Source organism: Halomonas sp. AOP22-C1-8, from assembly GCF_052378905.1.
In the GTDB taxonomy this organism is placed as follows: domain Bacteria; phylum Pseudomonadota; class Gammaproteobacteria; order Pseudomonadales; family Halomonadaceae; genus Vreelandella; species Vreelandella citrativorans.
Genome location: NZ_JBQSYD010000029.1, coordinates 33,319 through 55,013, shown reverse-complemented (window position 1 = coordinate 55,013; position 21,695 = coordinate 33,319). Strand labels below are relative to the sequence as shown.

The 21,695-nt window shown below is 54.7% G+C and carries 16 protein-coding genes; 5 read left to right on the top strand and 11 right to left on the bottom strand.

Annotation, left to right across the window (positions count from 1 at the left end; genetic code table 11):
• Positions 1 to 267 precede the first annotated feature (267 nt).
• Positions 268 to 1,125, bottom strand: coding sequence for a CDP-diacylglycerol--serine O-phosphatidyltransferase (gene pssA, locus ACT3TY_RS14690; RefSeq protein WP_087107270.1), 858 nt, complete (start codon positions 1,123 to 1,125; stop codon positions 268 to 270).
• A 504-nt stretch (positions 1,126 to 1,629) separates the two neighbouring features.
• Between pssA and ilvY the strand changes: the two genes are divergently transcribed.
• The gene (gene ilvY, locus ACT3TY_RS14685; protein ID WP_444628743.1) at positions 1,630 to 2,517 is read left to right on the top strand and encodes an HTH-type transcriptional activator IlvY; all 888 of its coding nucleotides are present in this window, start codon (positions 1,630 to 1,632) and stop codon (positions 2,515 to 2,517) included.
• A gap of 85 nt (positions 2,518 to 2,602) precedes the next feature.
• Here the strand turns inward: ilvY and ilvN are convergent, their stop codons facing one another.
• The 5 genes from ilvN to rluD form a co-directional block, all read right to left on the bottom strand.
• On the bottom strand, positions 2,603 to 3,094 hold the full coding sequence (gene ilvN / locus ACT3TY_RS14680; protein WP_172118949.1) for an acetolactate synthase small subunit: 492 nt from the start codon (positions 3,092 to 3,094) through the stop codon (positions 2,603 to 2,605).
• Entirely contained in the window at positions 3,094 to 4,818 is a 1,725-nt protein-coding gene (locus tag ACT3TY_RS14675; RefSeq protein ID WP_172118948.1) for an acetolactate synthase 3 large subunit, read from the bottom strand. The genes ilvN and ACT3TY_RS14675 overlap by 1 nt, the downstream gene beginning before the upstream one ends.
• A 471-nt stretch (positions 4,819 to 5,289) precedes the next feature.
• On the bottom strand, positions 5,290 to 7,887 hold the full coding sequence (gene clpB, locus ACT3TY_RS14670) for an ATP-dependent chaperone ClpB (RefSeq protein ID WP_087107278.1): 2,598 nt from the start codon (positions 7,885 to 7,887) through the stop codon (positions 5,290 to 5,292).
• 141 nt (positions 7,888 to 8,028) lie between these two features.
• Positions 8,029 to 8,787 (bottom strand): peptidoglycan editing factor PgeF, encoded by a 759-nt coding sequence (gene pgeF / locus ACT3TY_RS14665; protein ID WP_441679375.1) that lies wholly within the window; start codon positions 8,785 to 8,787, stop codon positions 8,029 to 8,031.
• Positions 8,784 to 9,743, bottom strand: coding sequence for a 23S rRNA pseudouridine(1911/1915/1917) synthase RluD (gene rluD, locus ACT3TY_RS14660; protein WP_444628740.1), 960 nt, complete (start codon positions 9,741 to 9,743; stop codon positions 8,784 to 8,786). The genes pgeF and rluD overlap by 4 nt, the downstream gene beginning before the upstream one ends.
• 158 nt (positions 9,744 to 9,901) lie before the next feature.
• Here rluD and ACT3TY_RS14655 point away from each other — a divergent pair, with 158 nt between their 5' ends.
• Entirely contained in the window at positions 9,902 to 10,702 is an 801-nt protein-coding gene (locus tag ACT3TY_RS14655) for an outer membrane protein assembly factor BamD (RefSeq protein WP_172118945.1), read from the top strand.
• Between the two features lie 92 nt (positions 10,703 to 10,794).
• Here the strand turns inward: ACT3TY_RS14655 and ACT3TY_RS14650 are convergent, their stop codons facing one another.
• Positions 10,795 to 12,429, bottom strand: coding sequence for an NAD+ synthase (locus ACT3TY_RS14650; RefSeq protein WP_193054711.1), 1,635 nt, complete (start codon positions 12,427 to 12,429; stop codon positions 10,795 to 10,797).
• Positions 12,430 to 12,562: 133 nt separating this feature from the next.
• On the opposite strand from ACT3TY_RS14650, the gene ACT3TY_RS14645 reads away from it, so the two are divergent.
• Entirely contained in the window at positions 12,563 to 12,835 is a 273-nt protein-coding gene (locus ACT3TY_RS14645; protein WP_193054712.1) for a PP0621 family protein, read from the top strand.
• Here ACT3TY_RS14645 and thiO read toward each other — a convergent pair.
• Complete coding sequence (gene thiO, locus ACT3TY_RS14640; protein ID WP_444628739.1) at positions 12,832 to 13,932, bottom strand: glycine oxidase ThiO; 1,101 nt, start codon at positions 13,930 to 13,932, stop codon at positions 12,832 to 12,834. The two genes, ACT3TY_RS14645 and thiO, sit on opposite strands and share 4 nt — an antisense overlap.
• Positions 13,933 to 14,033: 101 nt before the next feature.
• On the opposite strand from thiO, the gene ACT3TY_RS14635 reads away from it, so the two are divergent.
• Positions 14,034 to 14,564, top strand: a complete 531-nt coding sequence (locus ACT3TY_RS14635; protein WP_444628737.1) for a GspH/FimT family pseudopilin — start codon at positions 14,034 to 14,036, stop codon at positions 14,562 to 14,564.
• A gap of 33 nt (positions 14,565 to 14,597) precedes the next feature.
• Here the strand turns inward: ACT3TY_RS14635 and trxB are convergent, their stop codons facing one another.
• Entirely contained in the window at positions 14,598 to 15,548 is a 951-nt protein-coding gene (gene trxB / locus ACT3TY_RS14630) for a thioredoxin-disulfide reductase (RefSeq protein ID WP_441679380.1), read from the bottom strand.
• Positions 15,549 to 15,773: 225 nt separating this feature from the next.
• On the opposite strand from trxB, the gene acnA reads away from it, so the two are divergent.
• Positions 15,774 to 18,521 (top strand): aconitate hydratase AcnA, encoded by a 2,748-nt coding sequence (acnA, locus tag ACT3TY_RS14625; protein WP_172118940.1) that lies wholly within the window; start codon positions 15,774 to 15,776, stop codon positions 18,519 to 18,521.
• Positions 18,522 to 18,581: 60 nt separating this feature from the next.
• On the opposite strand, the gene ACT3TY_RS14620 is transcribed toward acnA, so the two are convergent.
• Together ACT3TY_RS14620 and ACT3TY_RS14615 are read right to left on the bottom strand one after the other, a co-directional pair.
• A complete protein-coding gene (locus tag ACT3TY_RS14620) occupies positions 18,582 to 20,258 on the bottom strand; it encodes an NAD-dependent malic enzyme (protein WP_172118939.1) in 1,677 nt (558 codons plus the stop codon).
• A 168-nt stretch (positions 20,259 to 20,426) separates the two neighbouring features.
• The gene (locus tag ACT3TY_RS14615; RefSeq protein WP_444628734.1) at positions 20,427 to 21,638 is read right to left on the bottom strand and encodes a YeeE/YedE family protein; all 1,212 of its coding nucleotides are present in this window, start codon (positions 21,636 to 21,638) and stop codon (positions 20,427 to 20,429) included.
• Positions 21,639 to 21,695: the final 57 nt, after the last annotated feature.

The window sequence follows — 21,695 nt, the reverse complement described above, 5'->3', positions numbered from 1 at the left end:
ACTACCAACACTCGACTCGATGACCGGAGCCGCTTGCCTCAGCGAGGAAGGCGTATTCTACGCACTTCCTGACGTTTGTCAACCGCTGTTTTCAGCGGATGAAGTAAGCGACTGAATCTCGCTAACTTCCTGACAAACCGAAGGTTTTCACCTTCTTCACCGCTGGTAACGCTGGGCGTCCCCGGCAGCGGATGCGTACTTTACGGATTCGCCGGGCGTTTGGCAAGGCCTTTTTGAAGATAGTTTCAAAAAGCTCAGTTAAAAAGCTCAGCTTTTGGGTTTTGCCTTGCGCATAAGCGCATACGCCGGGCCTGAGAGCACATAGGCACCAAACAGTAAGAGCAGCATTACAGACGGTTCGACCGAAATCATGACAAACCCCAATACAACGGCCAGCAACACTACAAAGGGTACGGGCTTTCTAAAGTCGAGATCTTTGAAGCTGTAATAGCGGATGTTGCTGACCATCAGAATACCGGCGGCCGCCACAACAACCAACATCAGCAGCTTGAAGCCAAACGCATCCGCATCAAAGCTGTGGAAGGTCCAAACACACGCAGCCACCAGTGCTGCCGCTGATGGACTAGGAAGGCCGATAAACCACTTCTTATCAACACTTCCGTTTTGTACATTAAAGCGTGCCAAGCGAAGTGCCGCGCAGGCGACATAGAGAAACGCGACCACCCAGCCGGTCTTCCCGATATCCTGCAAAATCCAGGTGAACGCGACAAGCGCAGGCGCCATACCAAAGGAAATCATATCGGCCAGACTATCGTACTCAGCCCCAAATTCGCTTTGCGTATTGGTCATACGCGCAACGCGGCCATCCAGTCCATCCAGCACCATAGCAATGAAAATAGCGACTGCAGCCGATGTAAAATCACCGTTAATACCGGCGACAACGGCAAAGAAGCCTGAAAACAGAGCGGACGTAGTAAACAGGTTGGGCAGTAAGTAGATTCCCTTGCGGCGAACTTTCTTGCCATCCTCTACCGCATCTTCGACGATCTCTGTGTCGCGTAGAAAGGCGGCAGCTAAATCCTCATTATCGACCTTTTGAGTCTGGTCGTGGTTTTCGGGCTGGGGTGTACTGGCCTGCTCTTGATCGCGAGCGTCCTGAATCATAGGTGTCATCCGTTTAATAAAAAGCCACAAATAGTGAACACTTTCATTCTACACGGTGAGCTTTAGTCAGCCAGTCAATTACCGCACGTAGACAAAAATGCATGACGGCTAGCCCTATAAAACAAACGGGGTGCGCCAAAGCGCACCCCGTCACCAAGTTAGTAAGCACCTACTGCTTGAAAACACTAACCCTGGATTTGCCAACCAACTGACCGTGATCCAGAGCATCATGCAGTTTAGGGCTTATCTGGCAATTTCATCTGCAGTGACTGTTGGTCTTAAACCAGGAAAAGGTCACCATTTTTACCGTGACAACCGTAAGCGAGGTTTCAGAAAACCATTATTAGTCATTACGTTGTTATAGTAGCGTGTCAGCGCTGATGGCCACCGCGCCGTCTAGTGCAGCGCTGGTAAAGCGTCAAGCAACTTTACGACACACGCATATTTGCGTAAAACGCTGTATTTGCAACAAACTATTTCACATATTGAAATGACGGTACTGGCATGGATTTTCGCTTACTGAAGCACTTTGTCACGCTTTCTGACACGCTCCATTTTGGCCGCGCCAGCGAGTTGAGCCACATTAGCCCCTCGACGCTTAGCCGCTCTATTCAGCAGTTGGAGGAGGAGTTGGCCACTCGGCTGTTCGAGCGTGACAACCGCCATGTCGCACTGACTCCCCAAGGGCTCAGTTTTCAGCACTACGCACGCGAAACGTTAGAACAGTGGGAAGTGACCAAGCGTCGCCTGACCAATGAAGCGACTATGCTGAGCGGTGAGATCAGCATCTACTGCTCAGTAACTGCCAGTTACAGCTTTCTGTATGAGCTATTAAGCGATGTACGAACACGTCATCCCGGCATTGAGTTAAAGCTGCATACCGGTGATCCGGCGAATGCCATGAAAAGAGTAATGGAGGGTGACGATGATATGGCGATTACGCCGCGCCCCCGCATTCCCCCTAATGCGCTGGCGTTTAAGTCATTAACACGTTCACCGCTGGTGTTTATTGCGCCTAACGAACCGTGCGATTGGCTACCCAGCTTCCCTGAAAGCTCCACGGCAGCGCAGTGGCAGCAAGTGCCCATGATTCTTTCTGAAGCAGGCTTATCGCGGGAGTACGCCAACACCTGGTTTAAAGCAATGGGTATCACGCCACGAATCTACGCTCAGGTGGCCGGGCACGAAGCGATTGTTAGTATGGTGGGACTGGGCTTTGGCGTAGGCGTGGTTCCCAAAATCGTGTTGGATAACAGCCCGCTTGCCAGCCGTGTCCGCATGTTAAACGTAAAACCAGAGCTGCCCCACTATGACGTGGGCCTTTGCGTCCTAAATCGGCGTTTAAAAAACCCGCTTATTGAGGCGCTTTGGTCTGCGATTAGCGAACGCTAATTGATTATAAAAAAGCACCGCCTCGGTGAGACGGTGCTTTTGGGTCGAGCAATACAGCTTGGCTAAACGTGCAGTGATCAGGTAATTAAATCGATAGCACCTTGTCACCACGCGCAATACCAGAAACGCCAGTACGCGCTACTTCAAGAATCCCTACTGGCGCCATGGCCTGCAGAAAAGCGTCCAACTTGGCGGCATCACCGGTAATCTGCACGGTATATAGATTAGGTGTGACATCGACGATCTGCGCCCGAAAAATATCCACGGTACGCTTCACTTCATCGCGGGCAGCCCCCAATGCCTTTACCTTCACCATCATCAGCTCACGCTCGATGTGGTTGCCTTCGGTCAAGTCAACCAGTTTCACCACATCAATCAGCTTGTTGAGGTGCTTGGTGATCTGCTCAATGACGCGATCATCGCCAACCGTAGTCACCGTCAACCGCGAAAGCGACGCATCTTCCGTAGGCGCTACGTTAAGCGTTTCAATGTTGAAGTTACGCTGGGAAAACAGGCCGACCACACGTGACAGCGCACCCGGTTCGTTTTCCAACAGAATCGAGATGATATGTCGCATCAGGTACGCTCCGTTTTAGACAGCAGCATGTCGCGCATGGAGCCTAACGGCACCTGCATCGGGTAGACGTGCTCGAAAGGATCCACCTTCACGTCAAGGAACACCAGTTCGTGCTTGTCGGCAAATGCACGTTCAAGCGCCGGCTCAAGCTCATCCTGAGTAGTGACGGTAATCGCGGTAAACCCATAAGCCTCAATCAACAGATGGAAATCAGGCAGTGATTCCATATAAGAGTGCGCATGACGTGACTTGTAGTTCAGGTCCTGCCACTGACGCACCATGCCTAGCGAGGCATTGTTCAGATTGAGAATTTTGACCCCTACGCCGTACTGCTTACAGGTGGAGAGTTCCTGCATCATCATCTGGAAGCTGCCTTCCCCGGTGACACACACGACGTCGTCGTCCGGGTAGTTCTGCTTGATCCCCATGGCGGCCGGAAAGCCAAAGCCCATGGTGCCAAGACCGCCTGAGGTAATCAGCCGGTTGGGCTTATCAAACTTGTAGTACTGAGCCGCAAACATCTGGTGCTGACCTACGTCGGTCGTGACAAATGCTTCACCGCGCGTTATCCGGCACAGCGCTTCAACAACTTCCTGCGACTTTAACGCTTCACCTGGCTTGGATGGTTCGTAAAGCTTGCCTTTACGCTCGGCACGCCAGCCGTCGATCTTTTCCCACCATTCAGCAAGTGCTTCAGGATGCGCAATGGGATGGCCCTGAACCAGGCTAATCATCTCATTAATAACGCTAGCGGCAGGTCCTACGATAGGCACATCAGCACGCACGGTTTTAGAGATAGAGCTGGGATCAACATCGACGTGAATAATTTTCGCCGTGGGGCAGAACTTCGACGTGTTGTTGGTAACCCGGTCATCAAAGCGTGCGCCAATAGCGATAATCAAATCAGCGTGGTGCATGGCCATGTTGGACTCATAAGAGCCGTGCATGCCCAGCCAGCCAAGGCTTTGACGATCGCTTTGCGGGTACGCGCCAATGCCCATCAGTGTGGTGGTAATCGGGAAACCCAGCTTCTTGACCAGATCGGTTAAGCCTTCACTGGCCTTACCGGTCACCACACCACCACCGGTATAAAACACCGGGCGCTTGGCTTTAAGCATTAGCTCAATGGCTTTTTTAATCTGCCCTGTATGGCCACGTGTCACCGGGTTATACGAGCGCAGCTTGACCTTTTTCGGGTAGATGTACTCGTAGCGCTCGGTCGGCGCGGTCATATCCTTGGGAATATCGACCACCACAGGGCCGGGGCGCCCGGTAGAAGCCAGATAAAAGGCTTTTTTAAGCACTTCCGGAATTTCAGACGGATGACGAATCGAAAAGCTGTGCTTCACGATAGGCCGGGTGACACCCACGATATCGGTTTCCTGGAAGGCGTCTTCGCCAATCAGATGGCTGGCCACTTGGCCGCACAGCACCACCATCGGAATGGAATCCATATAGGCAGTCGCAATACCGGTGACGGCATTGGTTGCACCAGGCCCTGATGTGACCAGCACCACACCTGGCTTACCCGAGGCGCGAGCGTAACCGTCGGCGGCATGCGTGGCCGCTTGTTCGTGACGCACAAGAATGTGCTTCACATCGTCCTGACGAAACAGCGCATCATAAATATGCAGCGCCGCACCGCCGGGATAACCATAAATGTACTCAACACCCTCATCTTTCAAGAAGCGGGCGATCATATCTGCGCCGGAAAGCAGTTCCACTGTATTTCTCCCCTGGAGGTCTCGAGTGCGATCCGCAGGACATCCTGCGGTGTCGAGTGCGGCGGTATGCCGCTGCCGGCCCATGCCGGCACCTGATGCCAAACCCTGGCATACGGCCCGGTTAGGGCCTGCACTCTCTGAGAGGCACTGATCCATGACGACATATATCAGTGGCTCTCTTTCACGGCTGATTGCCGTGTCGGGGCGTTGGCCAGGCTGAGCGGTTAGCTCAAACCCGGAAGTCCTTCGGCGGGTAAAGGCTTACGCCTACCCTTCGCGCGGTGAAAAGGGGTTACCCGTAAGTCCGCGCCCGCAAATCAGGAACAGATAAGATTCCATTAGGCTCTTGGCATGTCAACCATCAATGCCCGATGAATGTGCAAAGAAGCGGTTTGAGACAAAAAAGCCCCGCCGGCAAGGCCGAGCGGGGCATATAGTTATAACCAGGAACGCCTGATTATCAGTGAGCGCTTAGCTATTAAACACAAGCTTACCGTCCGAGGCACTCACCCGAATGACATCGCCTGGTGAAAACTTGCCTGCCAGCAAGTCTTGCGCCAGCGGATTCTCGATCCGACTCTGAATAGCACGCTTGAGTGGCCGCGCGCCATAGACAGGGTCAAACCCAATAACCGCTAGCTGCGCCATGGCGTCATCGCTCACCTCAAGGCCTAAATCGTGCTCAGCCAAGCGGGCTCTCAAGCGCTCCAGCTGAATGCCTGCAATTGCCTGAATTTGCTCCTGCCCCAAGGCGTGGAAGACGACCACTTCATCTATCCGGTTGATCAGCTCAGGGCGGAAGTGATTACCCACCACCTCCATGACCTTGTTTTTCATGTCCTCATAGGCGCTTTCTTTATCAGCGCTGACGTCACCGCCCATGCGCTGAATAATGTCTGAGCCCATGTTGGAGGTCATCACGATCACGGTATTGCGAAAGTCCACCGTGCGGCCCTGGCCATCAGTTAACCGACCATCTTCCAATACCTGCAGCAGAATATTGAAGACATCTGGGTGGGCCTTTTCCACCTCATCCAGCAACAGCACGGAGTAAGGTTTACGACGCACCGCCTCGGTTAAATAGCCGCCCTCTTCGTAACCTACATAGCCGGGAGGCGCACCGATCAACCGCGCCACGGAGTGCTTCTCCATGAATTCCGACATATCGATACGCACCATGGCCTCTTCGGTGTCGAACAGGAAGTTGGCCAATGACTTGCAAAGCTCGGTTTTACCCACCCCAGTAGGCCCAAGGAACAGGAACGAACCGTTCGGCCGGTTAGGGTCGGACAACCCCGCACGTGAGCGCCGCACGGCGTTAGCAACAGCTTCAACTGCCTCATCCTGGCCAATTACGCGCTCATGCAAGGCATCTTCCATACGCAACAATTTATCGCGCTCGCCTTCCAGCATTTTGGACACCGGAATGCCGGTCCAGCGCGATACCACCTCTGCTATCTCCTCTTCCGTCACGTTGGAGCGCAGCAACTGGTGCTTGGTAATATCGGCTTCACTTTCACCGCTTTCGGCAATTTTCTTTTCCAGCTCAGGGATTTGCCCGTACTGAATTTCCGACATGCGTCCTAAATCGCCCTGCCGTCGTGCCTGCTCCAGATCAAGGCGCGCCTGCTCCAGTTCTGCCTTGAACTGAGCCGAGCCTTGGATACTGGCTTTTTCTGCCTTCCAGACTTCATCCAGGTCGGCATACTCGCGCTCAAACTCATGAATCTGGTTGTTAAGCGCCTCAAGGCGTTTTTTAGTCGCCTCGTCGGTCTCTTTTTTAAGCGCTTCCCGCTCCATCTTGAGCTGGATTAAACGCCGGTCCAGGCGGTCCATTGCTTCAGGCTTGGAATCAAGCTCCATACGAATCCGCGAAGCCGCCTCATCAATCAGATCTATCGCTTTATCGGGCAACTGCCGATCAGTGATATAGCGAGTGGAAAGCTTCGCCGCAGCAATAATCGCCGAGTCGGTAATATCCACGCCGTGGTGAACTTCATAGCGCTCTTTTAAGCCGCGCAGAATGGCCACGGTATCTTCTTCCGTCGGCTCATCGACCAGCACTTTCTGGAATCGACGCTCAAGTGCCGCGTCCTTTTCAATATATTTGCGATATTCATCCAGCGTGGTCGCGCCTACGCAGTGCAGCTCGCCCCGTGCAAGCGCAGGTTTGAGCATATTGCCCGCGTCCATGGCGCCTTCCGCCTTACCGGCGCCGACCATGGTGTGCAACTCATCGATAAACAGAATGACCCGCCCCTCTTCCTGGGCAAGCTCTTTGAGAACCGACTTTAAGCGCTCTTCAAACTCACCACGGAATTTGGCACCGGCTAACAGCGAGCCCATATCCAGCGACAGTACGCGTTTGTCTTTTAAGCCTTCCGGCACTTCACCATTAACGATACGCTGCGCCAACCCTTCAACAATCGCCGTTTTACCGACGCCAGGCTCGCCAATCAGAACCGGGTTATTTTTGGTACGGCGCTGTAGTACCTGAATGGTGCGGCGGATTTCATCATCACGGCCAATCACCGGGTCAAGCTTGCCATCCAGCGCACGCTGAGTAAGGTCAAGGGTGTACTTGTTGAGCGATTCCCGTTGATCTTCAGCGTTAGGGTCATCAACGCTTGCCCCACCGCGCAGGCTATTAATCGCCGCCTCAAGGGACTTCCGGTTAACGCCCGCCTCTTTCATTAACTTGGCAAGCGGGCCATTCATTTCCAGCGCCGCCAGCAGCACGAGTTCGCTGGCAATGAACTGGTCGCCACGCGCTTGTGCTTCACGGTCGGTCAGGTTGAATAATTTAATGAAATCCCGTGATGGCTGCACTTCGCCATCGAACTGGCTTACTTTAGGTAAGTTATCAAGCTGCTGCACTAACCCATCACGCAGACGCGAGCTTGAGCCTCCGGATTTTTCGATCAGGGCTTTAATGCCCGTATCCTTGGTATCCAGTAGCGCAAGAAGAAGATGGGAAGGGTCTAACTGGTTATGGCCGCGGCCAACGGCCAAGGATTGCGCTTCAGCAATAGCGGCCTGAAGCTTGGCAGTAAACTTATCAAAACGCATAGTGAGCCTCTTGGATTAGCCCTGCGCCCGAACGCACGGCGTTTCGGAAAAAAATGCTGTCCACTTTCCTAATAAATATTAGCTTTGTAAGTTAAATGGTGCTAGTTCCGCCGTTTTCAAGAGGAGATAATGCCAACCTGGTTATTTTTTGACCCAGATCACACTGGCCATGCGCCCCGTCGTACCGCCATCACGACGATAAGAGTAAAAACGCGATTCGCAGGCAGTACAGAAGTGCCCACCGCTAATATGTTCAACACCGAGCGCTTCCAAGCGAAACCGCGCCAGCCGGTACAAATCGGCCATGTAGTGCCCCATTCGATAGGGACTATGGTCAAACGCTTCCGCCGTTTCTGGGTGTACGGCAACAAAGGCGCCATACACTTCCGGCCCAACTTCAAACTGAGCATTGGAAATAGCCGGGCCTAGCCATACGAGAATATCCTCGGGCTCGCTATTCATGGCGGCCACCGTCGCCTCTAAAACGCCTCCAGCCAGCCCCCGCCAACCGGCGTGAGCAACGGCCACCTGCGTCCCGGCTTGATTACAAAACATCACCGGCAGGCAATCTGCGGTCAGCACGACACAGGCGTATTCATTGGAGGTGGCGACGGCAGCATCGGCCTCTGGCACGTCGGCCTGGTAGCCCTGCTGAACGCGTGCGCCATGCGTTTGATTTAACCATAGCAGCGGGCGCTCATCGCCAATCTCTTTTTGCATCAAGCGGCGGCAAAGCGCCACATGCTCAGGGTTATCACCGACGTGAGAGGCGGGGTTAAAAGCGGCAAATTCTTCTTGGCTAGGGCCCGTTTCCCGGGTGCTCACAAAGGCCTGCACATTATCAGGCGCAGGCCAATCCGGTATTAGTAGCGTTGGCCGTAAATCAATGGCATCACTCATTGCATGGTCTCACTGTCTTCGCGCAGGTAGTCCAACAACATTAGTAGATCATCGGGCAGATCAGCGTGAAAAGTCAGCGTTTCGCCGCTCACCGGGTGCACAAAGCTTAGCTCGCGGGCATGCAGCGCCTGGCGAGGGAACTCACGCAGGATTTCCTTAAGCGGCCCGGCAGCGCCAGGTGGCAGCTTGGCGCGTCCGCTATAGAGCGGATCGCCAATCAACGGGTAACGGGCATGAGACATATGCACGCGAATCTGATGCGTGCGTCCGGTTTCCAGCTTACAGCGAACGTGCGTATGCGCGCGAAAACGCTCCACAACGCGAAAATGGGTCACGGCAGGTTTACCAGCGTTGGTGACAGCCTGGCGTTTACGGTCTTTAGGATGGCGGCCAATAGGCGCATCAATGGTGCTGCCTGCCACAGGCTTACCGATCACCACCGCATCATACTGGCGTGATACGCTGCGTGCCTGCAGTTGCTCAACCAGGGCCGTTTGCGCTTGAATAGTTTTAGCCACCATCATCAAGCCAGTAGTATCTTTATCCAAGCGGTGAACAATCCCCGCGCGAGGCACTTCAGCAAGCGCCGGGTGATGATAAAGCAGCGCGTTGAGCAAAGTGCCATCACGATTGCCCGCCGCAGGATGCACCACCATATTGGTGGGTTTGTTGATCACCATCACGGCATCATCTTCATAGACAATGCTCAGCGGTATGTCCTGCGCTTCAAAACGCAGATCTTCTTCAATGGTGGCCTTTAACACCAGCATTTCATCACCGTGCAGCTTCGCTTTCGGCTTGGCCTGGACGCCATCGATGGTTAGCTCACCCGCGTTGATCCATGCTTTCAGGCGCTCGCGTGAGTAATCGCTGAATAACTCCGCCGCTGCTTGATCCAACCGTGCACCTGCAAGTGTTGCGGGCACGCGCTGCATGGCTTCAACTATCCGGGGCATGACGTTATTTCCTTTGACAACACTCGACAAAACGCCACTAAGCCTGCGTTTTGCGTCGAGGTGATTTATAGTGGGCTTACTGCGACCTATTCTACCATTTCTACTTATGGCCATCGTCGCTTTTCGGTGATTGAGGCTTGTTTGCAACGAGGATGATGATGCGCGTTTTTTCTGCTGCCAACCGCTTTGGTGCCCTTGCTTTAAGTCTTGCCTTATTGGCAGGCTGCGCCAGTAATGACACGACCCCGGAAGAAGAAGATGAGTTTTCCGGAGTGCAAGAGCGTGAGCTCTACGAACTTGCTCGCACCGCGCTGGATAGCAACCGCTACCCCATTGCGATTGAGCGGCTGGAAGCGTTGGATACACGCTATCCTTTCGGCCCGCATGCTGAACAGGCGCAACTAGAGCTGGTGTACGCCTACTATGAAAACGGTGACTGGGAAGAAGCACGCGCCGCCGCCAGTCGGTTTATTCGCCTGCACCCCGACCACCCGCAGGTTGATTATGCCTACTACCTGCGCGGACTTTCTGCCTGGCAGGCGGGTCGTTTCAGCCTTGAGCGCCTTCGCTTAATTGATATTTCCAAGCGCGACATAGGCGCCTCGCGTGATGCGTATAACGACTTCCGTGAACTGATCCAGCGCTACCCGCAAAGTGAATACGCCCCGGATGCGCAGCAGCGCATTATTTATTTGCGCGACTTGCTGGCCCAGCATGAACTGCATGTTGCCGACTATTACCTGCGCCGTGGGGCTTACCTGGCCGCTGTCGAGCGTGGGCGTTGGGTGATCGAAAACTACCCCGAATCCAATGCCACCCGCGACGCACTGGCCGTTATGATCGAGGGTTATCAGGGTTTGGGCATGAACGATCGCGCTCAAGAAGTCATCATTGTACTGCGTGAAAATGCTCCCGACCACGAGCAACTTCAAGGCGACCGCTTTGTACCCAAGCACTAAAATGAACGCAATGGACTGATGACAGTACGGTTTACCCTCCCAAAAAACCACGCCTCGGCGTGGTTTTTTAGTTGGCGTTACGCTAATACCTGTTAATCGCCCGGCTGCCAACCGTTAACAATCGGGTAACGGCGATCACGTCCAAAGCCGCGCGATGTGACGCGCACGCCCACCGGGGCCTGGCGACGTTTGTACTCACAACGGTCTACCAGCTTGACCACTTGATAGACATCTTCATGGTCATAACCCGCTGCGATGATCGCTTCAGCACTCATGTCACCTTCGATATAGCACATGAGGATAGCGTCCAACACATCGTAATCCGGTAGCGAATCGCTATCCTGCTGATCAGGCGCTAGCTCTGCGCTGGGCGGACGCTCAATGACGCGCTCAGGAATAGCAGGAGACTGCGTATTACGCCAGCGGGCCAAGCGGTATACCCAGGTTTTATAGACATCCTTGATGGCGTTATAGCCACCCACCATGTCGCCATACAGCGTGGCATAGCCCACCGCCATTTCACTTTTGTTGCCGGTGGTCAGTACCATCAGGCCTTTCTTATTGGAAAGTGCCATCAGCAGTACGCCCCGACAGCGCGACTGAAGGTTCTCTTCGGTGGTATCACGCTCAGTGCCCGTAAAGCTTTCCGAAAGCGTCGCCATAAAGGCATCGACCATGGACTCGATAGGCAAAACGTCGTAATGCACGCCAAGCATTTCTGCCTGAAGGGCAGCATCCTGCCGGGAGATATCCGCAGTGTAGTGGTACGGCATCATCACTGCCTGAACGCGCTGTGGGCCCAGTGCGTCTACCGCAATCGCCAAGGACAGCGCCGAGTCGATTCCGCCGGAAAGACCCAGCACCACGCCTTCAAAGCCACTTTTATTGACGTAATCACGCAGCCCCGTTACCAGCGCACAGTACAGGCTCTCTTCTGGCTCGGCATCCGGCTCAATTTCACCTGACTGCGGCTCCCAGGTAGAGGCGCTGGTTTGCAGCAGTTGCACCGGCATTAAGCCTGCCTGCCAATACGGAGCAAGCACTTTTAGCTGGCCCTGTGCATCCACACAACTGGAACCGCCGTCGAACACCAACTCATCCTGGCCACCAATGGTATTCACATACACAATCGGGCGGCTTACATCTTGCGCGCGCAGCTCCAGCAAGCGGAGCCGCTCGTCTGGTTTATCCTGATGATAAGGGGAGGCGTTCAGGCTAATCAGCACTTCCGCCCCGGCGGCGGTGGCAGCCCGTGCAGGCGCGCCTTCCCACAGGTCCTCACAAATTAAAAGACCGAGCTTGGCCCCCTTATGCTCATACACCAACGGCTCTGTGCCTGGGGTAAAGTAGCGCTGCTCATCGAAAACCTGGTAATTGGGTAGCGCTTGCTTGGCGTATTCGGCCTCCCACTGGCCGTTATACAGCACGCCCGCCATGTTATAGCACTTGCCTTCGCGGGTCCCCGGATAACCAATAATCACCAGCACGTCGCGGGCGACCTTTTCTGCCATTTTGGCCCGCGCTTCGCGCAACCGTGCTTCCATGGAGGGGCGCAGCAATAAATCTTCCGGTGGGTAACCGGACAAAAACAGCTCAGGGAAGATAACAATATCTGCCCCATGCTCAATGCGCGCTTCGCGCACGGCTTCAATAGCGCGCGCCGCATTACCGGGAATATCCCCGACAAGCGGATCGAGTTGGGCCATTACCAGCGTTAAATCTTGCATGGGCGTTAAAATCTCTTGAGAATCCTTGGAACATTATTACCTGCGTCAATGCATTGTCCCGCAAGGACTGCCTGCTGGCAAAGCCCGCATGCGCATTGATCGTTTTCGGCTCCGTTTAGGAGGACTGGCAAGGATGAACCTTTTGATTATTCGCTTGATAATTTTCGCTGTGCTGTTTTACGCAGGCCTAAAGCTTTACGGCATGTATCGGCAGCACAAACTCGACCGCGACGCAAAGCGCAATGCCTTGAACCGTCACGAAGGCGGCCAAATGGTGCGCTGCCGCTGGTGTGAGGTCCATGTCCCGGAAAGCGAGGCACTGCGCGACCACGAACAGTGGTTCTGCTGCAGCGCCCATCGCGACCGTTATCTTCAAGAACAACAGGATAAAAACGACGGCGCTTAACTCTTTAACCGTGCTTGCGTCGGCAAGTAGGGCGTAGGGTCAATCAACGGCATCCGATCAAGCAGCTGGTCCACCAGCAAGTGGGTAGAAGCAGGCGCCAGTACGAGCCCATTGCGGTAATGCCCGGCGTTTACGTAGACGTTGGGCTGCTCTGGAAGTGCGCCAATAAACGGGATGCCATCGGGTGAGCCGGGGCGCAGGCCTGCCCAGTGATAAGCAACCGGGCAGTCCGCCAGCGCGGGAACAATACGCTCAGCGCTCTGCTTTAACGAGGCCAGCGCCTCCTCATCGGTAGCTTTATCAAACCCGGTGTCTTCCAGGGTGGAGCCGACAAGCAGCAGACCGTCGCTACGCGGAATTACATAGCGACCATCTTTCAAGACGACCCGCTGCACAAGCCCGGCAGGTGCCTGGTAGGCGATCATCTGGCCTTTCACTGGGCGTACGGGTAACGCCACGTCAAGCGTAGCCAAAAGCCCTGCACTCCAGGCACCACCGCACACGACCAACCGCCCCGCCTCCACCACGCCTTGCGAGGTGTTAACACCCACCACCTGGCCGCCACGGCGTATCACGCCATGCACCTCGCACTGCTCCCGTAGCGTTACATTGGGCATGGCGAGTAATTTAGCGCGCAGCGCCTGGCCAAGCCGTGGGTTTCGCACACTGCCAAGGGTTGGCATCCACAAGGCGTTTTCATGGGCAATGGCAACATCGGGTTCTTTTTGTTGCACGAAATCAGCGTTAACCTGCACCAGCGGTTTGCCTAGCTGACGCGCCCACTGCAGTGCTTTATCGTCATCATCGACATTTAAATAGAGCAATCCCTTTTGACGATACTCAGGGTCAATGCCGGTTTCTTCCAGCAAACGTAGCGCAAGCGTTGGGTAAACTCCTTCCGACCAGCGAGAAAGTTGCGAAATGGGCGGTGCGTAACGCCACGGATAGAGCGGTGATACAATGCCACCACCCGCCCAGGAGGCCTCTTTGCCACACATGCCGCGCTCAACAAGAGTGACGTGTTGACCGGCATCCGCTAACTGCAACGCGGTCAGCATACCGATCACACCGCCGCCGATAATTAGAAAATCGCTCACAGGCATTGCCTACTCTGGCTTACTTGATGACCGGCCCAGGCCGGATACGGACAGTGAGCATAGCGAGGAGGCCGAGCAGGTCAAGTCACAGGGAAGACTGCATGACGCACAAGCACAGCGAATATCCAACTTACCTTCAAGGGTTTACGCTCATTGAGCTGCTGATTGTGCTGATTCTGGCAGGCATGCTGGCGGTTTGGGGCATCCCCAGCTTTCAGTCACTGAATGAGCGTACTGCGGTCACCAGCGAAGTGAACCGACTACAAACCGCACTCACGTTAGCCCGCAGTACCGCCATTACTCAGCACCGCGATATTACCTTGTGCCCCGCGACGGCTGACCGCAGCGCTTGTGCCCGTGATTGGGGGAATGAACTGATGGTGGTTAGCGCCGACAAGACCCGCGGTATCCAGAAAGACGAGATAATCCGAGTATTTCCATCCACCAACGGCGTTAACGTTAGCAAGAACGGTCATGCGCGGATCAAATACACCCCGCTGGGACATGCCACGGGGTTTAACAGTACGTTCTCCATCTGCCCTACCAGTACACACAACAGCACTGCGGGAGCGAGCCTGGTACTCAGCACGCTTGGCCGGGCTCGCGTGTCAAAGCCGCCAGACAGCTGTTAGCAGCAGGCGACTTTCCCTTCTTGAACAACTTGATTAGGCGATACCGTCCAGATAACGCTCGGCATCCAGCGCGGCCATACAGCCACTGCCCGCCGAAGTAATCGCCTGACGATAGATGTGATCCATCACATCGCCACACGCGAACACACCCGGCACACTGGTGGCGGTAGCATTTCCTTCAAGCCCCGAATTCACCTTGATATAGCCGCCGTTCATGACCAGCTGGCCTTCAAACATCCCGGTGTTGGGGTGATGGCCGATGGCAATAAAGAGTCCCGGCGCCTGGATTTCTTTTACCGTACCATCCAGTGTTGATTTCAACCGTACGCCGGTAACACCGGTGTTATCGCCCAGTACTTCATCAATTTCCTGGAACCACTCCAGCGCAATGGTGCCCGCTTCAACTTTTTCAAACAGCTTGTCTTGCAGGATCTTTTCCGCGCGAAGGGAATCGCGGCGGTGTACCAGGGTAACTTTCGACGCAATATTAGAGAGATACAGCGCCTCTTCCACTGCCGTATTGCCGCCGCCCACCACAATGACCTCCTGGTTACGGTAGAAGAACCCGTCGCAGGTGGCACATGCTGAAACACCTTGGCCCATAAACTGCTGCTCAGACGGTAGCCCGATATAGCGAGCACTGGCGCCCGTGGCCACAATCAGCGCGTCACAAGTGTAAATACCGCTGTCGCCCTTGAGGGTGAACGGTTTTTCATCAAGGCTGACTTCATTGATATGATCGAACAGCACCTCGGTATTAAAGCGCTCGGCGTGCGCTTTCATCCGCTCCATCAGCTCAGGGCCTTGTACCCCTTGGGCATCGCCTGGCCAATTATCAACGTCTGTCGTGGTGGTTAACTGGCCACCCGCTTGCATTCCGGTGATCAGCAAAGGCTTTAAGTTAGCCCGTGCTGCATACACGGCCGCTGTATAACCTGCCGGGCCGGACCCAAGAATAATCAAACGTTCATGACGCGTTTCCATGACACCACCTTGTAAATGTCTAGCTGATAAAGTCGCAAAGAGTTTGCCTGAAATGGTGCCAAGTACAAGCTATTGCAAGGTTAAGTATTGACTATTAGGCGAAGACACCTTGAATCAACCTTTATAAACACCCATGTCCTACTACTATGTAAGCCATACTAAAAAGGAAGACTGTGACCGTTTCGCGGCGTGACATACCGTGCAACGCAATGAGAGGAGAAAGGCATGAGTAATACACCCGATACGCTTCAAACGTTGGAAGTAGGTAGCAAGCAGTACCGCTACTACAGCCTTCCCAAGGCGGCCGATGCGCTTGGCAACATTGACCGACTCCCCAAATCGCTCAAAATTTTACTCGAAAACCAACTGCGCTTTGCCGACGATGAAAGCGTTGAACAAGACGATATGCAAGCCCTTGTCGATTGGCAGAAAGAGGGCAAATCCAGTCGTGAAATCGGTTATCGCCCGGCGCGCGTATTAATGCAGGATTTCACCGGCGTACCCGGTGTGGTCGATTTGGCCTCCATGCGCGCAGCAGTAGAAAAACTGGGTGAAGACCCGGCCCGCATCAATCCTCTTTCTCCGGTTGACCTGGTGATTGACCACTCGGTCATGGTCGACAAGTTTGGTAACGCGACGGCGTTTGAAGAGAACGTCGAAATTGAAATGCAGCGCAACCGTGAGCGTTATGAGTTTCTGCGCTGGGGCCAACAGGCCTTTAATAACTTCAGCGTGGTGCCGCCCGGCACCGGCATTTGTCATCAGGTAAACCTTGAGTACCTGGGCCGAAGCGTGTGGACCAAGGAAGAGGACGGCACCACATTTGCCTACCCGGATACCCTCGTGGGCACCGACTCCCACACCACCATGATCAACGGCCTGGGCGTGCTAGGCTGGGGCGTGGGCGGTATTGAGGCGGAAGCGGCCATGCTCGGCCAGCCAGTCTCCATGCTGATTCCAGAAGTTATCGGCTTCAAACTGACCGGCAAACTGCGAGAAGGCATTACCGCCACCGACCTGGTACTCACCGTGACGGAGATGCTGCGCAAAAAAGGGGTTGTGGGTAAGTTTGTCGAATTCTACGGCGATGGCCTAAAAGACCTGCCGCTTGCTGACCGCGCCACCATTGCCAATATGGCCCCGGAATACGGCGCTACCTGCGGCTTCTTCCCGGTCGATGACGAAACACTGAACTATATGCGCTTAACCGGGCGCGAAGATGACCAGATTGCGCTAGTAGAAGCCTATAGCAAAATGCAGGGCTTATGGCGTGAGCCGGGCGATGAGCCGGTGTTCACCGATGCCCTGCACCTTGATATGACCGAAGTGGAAGCCAGTCTCGCTGGCCCTAAACGCCCGCAGGATCGCGTTGCCTTAAAAGACATGGCCGCCGCCTTTAATAAAGTCATGCAGGAGGATGCCAAGGCACAGCCCAACGCGGAAAAAGGCAAGTTCGACTCAGAAGGCGGCCAGACAGCCGTGGGCATTGAGCGCAGCCTTGAGGGGGACTTCAAGCACGCCTCCAGCCAGAAAGTCACCATTGACGACCAGGATTTCAGCCTAGACCCAGGCGCGGTGGTCATTGCTGCCATCACCTCATGCACCAATACGTCCAACCCCAGCGTGATGATGGCTGCAGGCCTGCTGGCGCGCAAAGCGCGTGAAAAAGGCCTAACCACCAAGCCCTGGGTGAAAACCTCGCTGGCGCCTGGCTCCAAGGTCGTCACCGACTACCTGGCCGCGGCCAACTTGAACGAGGATTTGAATGCGCTGGGCTTTAACCTGGTGGGTTATGGCTGCACGACGTGTATTGGCAACTCAGGCCCACTGCCTGAAGCGATCGAGAAAGCGGTGAACCAGGGAGATTTAACCGTCGCCTCGGTCCTTTCAGGCAACCGTAACTTTGAAGGCCGTGTTCATCCGCTGGTCAAAACCAACTGGCTTGCCTCCCCCCCCTTGGTCGTCGCTTATGCGCTGGCGGGCAATGTACAGCGTGATTTAACCCAGGAGCCACTCGGCCAGGACAGTGATGGCAACCCGGTTTATCTAAAGGATATTTGGCCCTCTCAAGCCGAAATTGCCGAGGCCGTCGAGAAAGTAAATACCGATATGTTCCGTAAAGAGTACGGTGAGGTATTTAAAGGCGATGAAACTTGGCAGGCAATTGACGTTCCTGAAAGTCAGGTCTACCAATGGCCCGAATCTACTTACATCCAGCACCCACCCTTCTTTGAAGGCATGGGACGCGAACCAGATGCGATCGAGGACGTCAGCAATGCCCGCGTTCTGGCCATGTTGGGCGACTCGGTGACCACTGACCATATTTCCCCCGCAGGCGCGATCAAACCGGATAGCCCCGCAGGCCGCTACCTGCAAGAACATGGCGTTAAGCCGGTCGACTTTAACTCCTACGGCTCGCGCCGGGGGAATCATGAGGTCATGATGCGCGGCACCTTTGCCAACGTACGTATCAAAAACGAGATGCTGGACGGTGTGGTCGGCGGCGAAACGCGCTATGTTCCCAGTGGCGAGCAAATGGCGATTTACGATGCCGCCATGAAATACCAGGAGGCTGGCACACCGCTGGTCGTTATTGCTGGTAAAGAGTATGGCACCGGCTCTTCGCGTGACTGGGCAGCCAAAGGTACCCGCTTGCTAGGCGTTCGCGCGGTTCTCGCGGAATCCTTTGAGCGTATTCACCGCTCCAACCTGATCGGCATGGGCGTGGTGCCGCTGCAGTTCCCGGAAGGTGAAACCCGCGAAACGCTGGGATTAACCGGCGATGAAGAGATATCCATTGCGGGATTAAGTGATTTAAGCCCCGGTAAAACGGTGCAGGTAGTGATTAAAACCGGTGAAAAAGAGCATACCGTTGATGCCAAGTGTCGAATTGATACGGTCAATGAGCTGGCTTACTACCGTCATGGTGGTATCCTTCACTACGTGCTGCGCAAAATGATCGGCGCCGCATAAGTAATACCTACCAATGCTTGTATGCCCCCACCTCGGTGGGGGTTTTTTATGAGCGCTCGTTTAAACGGCGCGGCGGCGATAGGTACGATACTCAGGTGACCAGCTTGCTTTCTCGATGTCTTCGCGCAGTTTGGTGCCACTGGTCGTTAGCGCAACGCCGTTATGCTGAGCAGTGGCGGCTACTTCAAAGGCAATCGACTGGCTGATTTCACGAATACGCGAAAGCGGCGGTAACAGCGCACCTTTACCCTCTTTAACGATGGGTGCTTCACGCGCCAGCGCACGAGACGCGCTCATCAACATCTCATCGGTCACCCGATTTGCATTCGAAGCAATGACGCCCAACCCGATGCCCGGGAAGATATACGCGTTGTTGCACTGGGCAATGGGGTATGTGCGCCCGTTATATACCACAGGAGCAAACGGACTACCGGTGGCGACCAGTGCTTGGCCGTCGGTCCAGCGGATCACATCGTCAGGAACAGCTTCTGCCTGAGACGTTGGATTAGAGAGCGGCATAATCACCGGATGCTCACAGCCTGCATGCATGGTTTTAACCACCTGCTCGGTGAATATCCCACGCTGACCGCAAACACCGACCAGAATAGTCGGCTTCATCTGGGCAATGGTTTCTTCCAACCCTTGGCCATTCCAATCCGCGACCAGCGCAGGATCGTGGGCCAAACGGCGCTGAAAATCGCGCTGCCACTCTTGATCCGTCGTCATCAAGCCTTCGCGGTCGACAACAAAAATACGCGCACGCGCTTCATGTTCGGAGAGTCCTTCGGCCTCCATGGCCACCACGACCTGCTCAGCGATACCACAGCCGGCTGAACCACCGCCAACGAACACCACGCGTTGCTGGGCAATGCTTTCTTCACGCGCCTGACAGGCTGCCATGAGCGTTCCCACGACAACGGATGCCGTACCCTGAACATCATCGTTAAAGCAGCACAACTCGTTGCGATAGCGCTCAAGCAGCGGTACGGCGTTGGCTTGGGCAAAATCTTCAAACTGCAGCAAAACATTCGGCCAGCGGCGCTTCAGCGCTGAGATGAACGCTGCCATAAAGGCGTTGTACTCTTCCTGACCCACGCGTTTATGGCGCCAGCCCATGTACATGGGGTCATCCAGCAGCGCCTGATTATTAGTGCCTACATCAATCACGATGGGTAGCGTATGGGCCGGACTAATACCGCCACAGGCGGTATAAAGCGCCAGCTTACCAATGGGAATCCCCATACCACCGATCCCCTGGTCACCCAGCCCTAAAATACGTTCGCCGTCAGTGACTACGATAACTTTAACGTTATCCTTAGTGGCGCTGCGCAGAATATCGTCCAGATGATCGCGGTCCTGGTAGCCGATAAACAAGCCCCGGTGATTGCGATAAATATTGGAAAATTCCTGACATGCCTGGCCAACGGTTGGCGTATAGATGATCGGCAGCATCTCTTCAAGATGCTCAGATACTAGGCGGAAGTAGAGCGTTTCATTGTCGTCTTGAATGGCGCGCAAATAAATATGGCGCTCAAGATCACTATTGCACTGCTGGTACTGCCGATAAGCGCGCTCTAGCTGATCATCAATGGTTTCGACATTTTGCGGCAGCAAACCAATCAAGTTAAACGCCAAACGCTCCTCTTGAGTAAACGCGCTGCCTTTGTTCAATAGCGGCATTTCAAGTAAGGAAGGACCGGCGTAAGGAATATATAAGGGGCGCTTACTCGTCGTCATAGGGGCTCTCTTCTTTTCCATTACCGCTGCATCGCAGCAATTTCAAGCGTTTACGGTTTATCGACATAATGTACCATGTCACTACGACAAAGGTGGCACAGTCATACTTCTCTAGCCAAAAAAATGCCCCGACATTTGCCGGGGCAGCTAAAAATCAATACGTTATAATTAGCAGGTTTTTGCCGCTGGCTGGCGCCCCGCCTCACCGGTAAAGAACAGCGGACGCAGCTTCACACCGACAATATTGCCCGCAAAGGCAGCCACCAGCCACACCCAACCGTGCAAGCTACCCGACGCGATACCACTGAAGTAAGCACCGATGTTGCAACCAAACGCCAGGCGCGCGCCATAACCCAGCATTAGGCCACCAATTACCGCAGCCACCACCGAGCGCAGAGGGATTCTAAAATTAGGCGCAAACCGACCGGCCAAATGTGCAGCCATTAAAGCACCCAACATAATACCGACGTTCATGACCGTCGTCATATCACTCCACACGCTAGCTTCAAGCGCTGCCGCATTACCTGGCGCCTGCCAATATCCCCAACCCGTTACACTACCGCCGAACAATTCATATACCTTGGCCCCCCAAAGTGCGAAGGCTGACGTAATGCCCCACGGGCGACCAGCTAGCGCAAGCGTTGCGAAATTCAGCAGCGCCAAGGCCACGGCACCCGCCAATAACGGCCAAGGCCCGCTTAACCAGCGCAGAGTAGCGGGTTTCTCAACCATGGGTACCTGTTCAAGTTGGCCATGACGACGCTTTTCCATCACGAGGGTAAACACCGCAATCGCCACAAACAGTACCAGGCTGATGGCGATACCGCCCGTCGTACCTGCAATATCAATCAACGATATCGGCTCAAACGCTGGCAAACGCTGCCACCACGCAAAATGCGCCGAGCCAATTACCGAACCGATGATAAAGAAGACAAGCGTAATCAACATACGGGCATTACCGCCACCCGCCGTAAACAGCGTGCCTGAAGCGCACCCGCCGCCCAACTGCATACCAATCCCGAAAAGAAATGCGCCCACCAGCACGGAAATACCGATAGGGGAGACAAAACCACTCACCGGCGTACCAAACAATGTACCGGCACCCAGTGCTGGGAAAAACAGCATCACGGCAATGGCCAGCATCACCATTTGCGCACGCAGCCCGCGGCCGCGGCGCTCGGTAATAAACACGCGCCAGGCAGAGGTAAACCCAAAGGCAGCGTGATACAACACCATGCCCAGCAGACCGCCTACAATCATTAGCAAACCGGTATTAGCGCCAAATATGACGCCAATCATTAGCGCTCCTAATACAATCGCCGCAGTCGCCAGTAGTGGTACCCGATAACTGGCCGGAGTCGCGGCAGCCGTCGTCGACATAAATTCACCTATAGGTAACGCCAAAAGCGCCCGTGGATAGGCAGGCGCTCTGGTCGA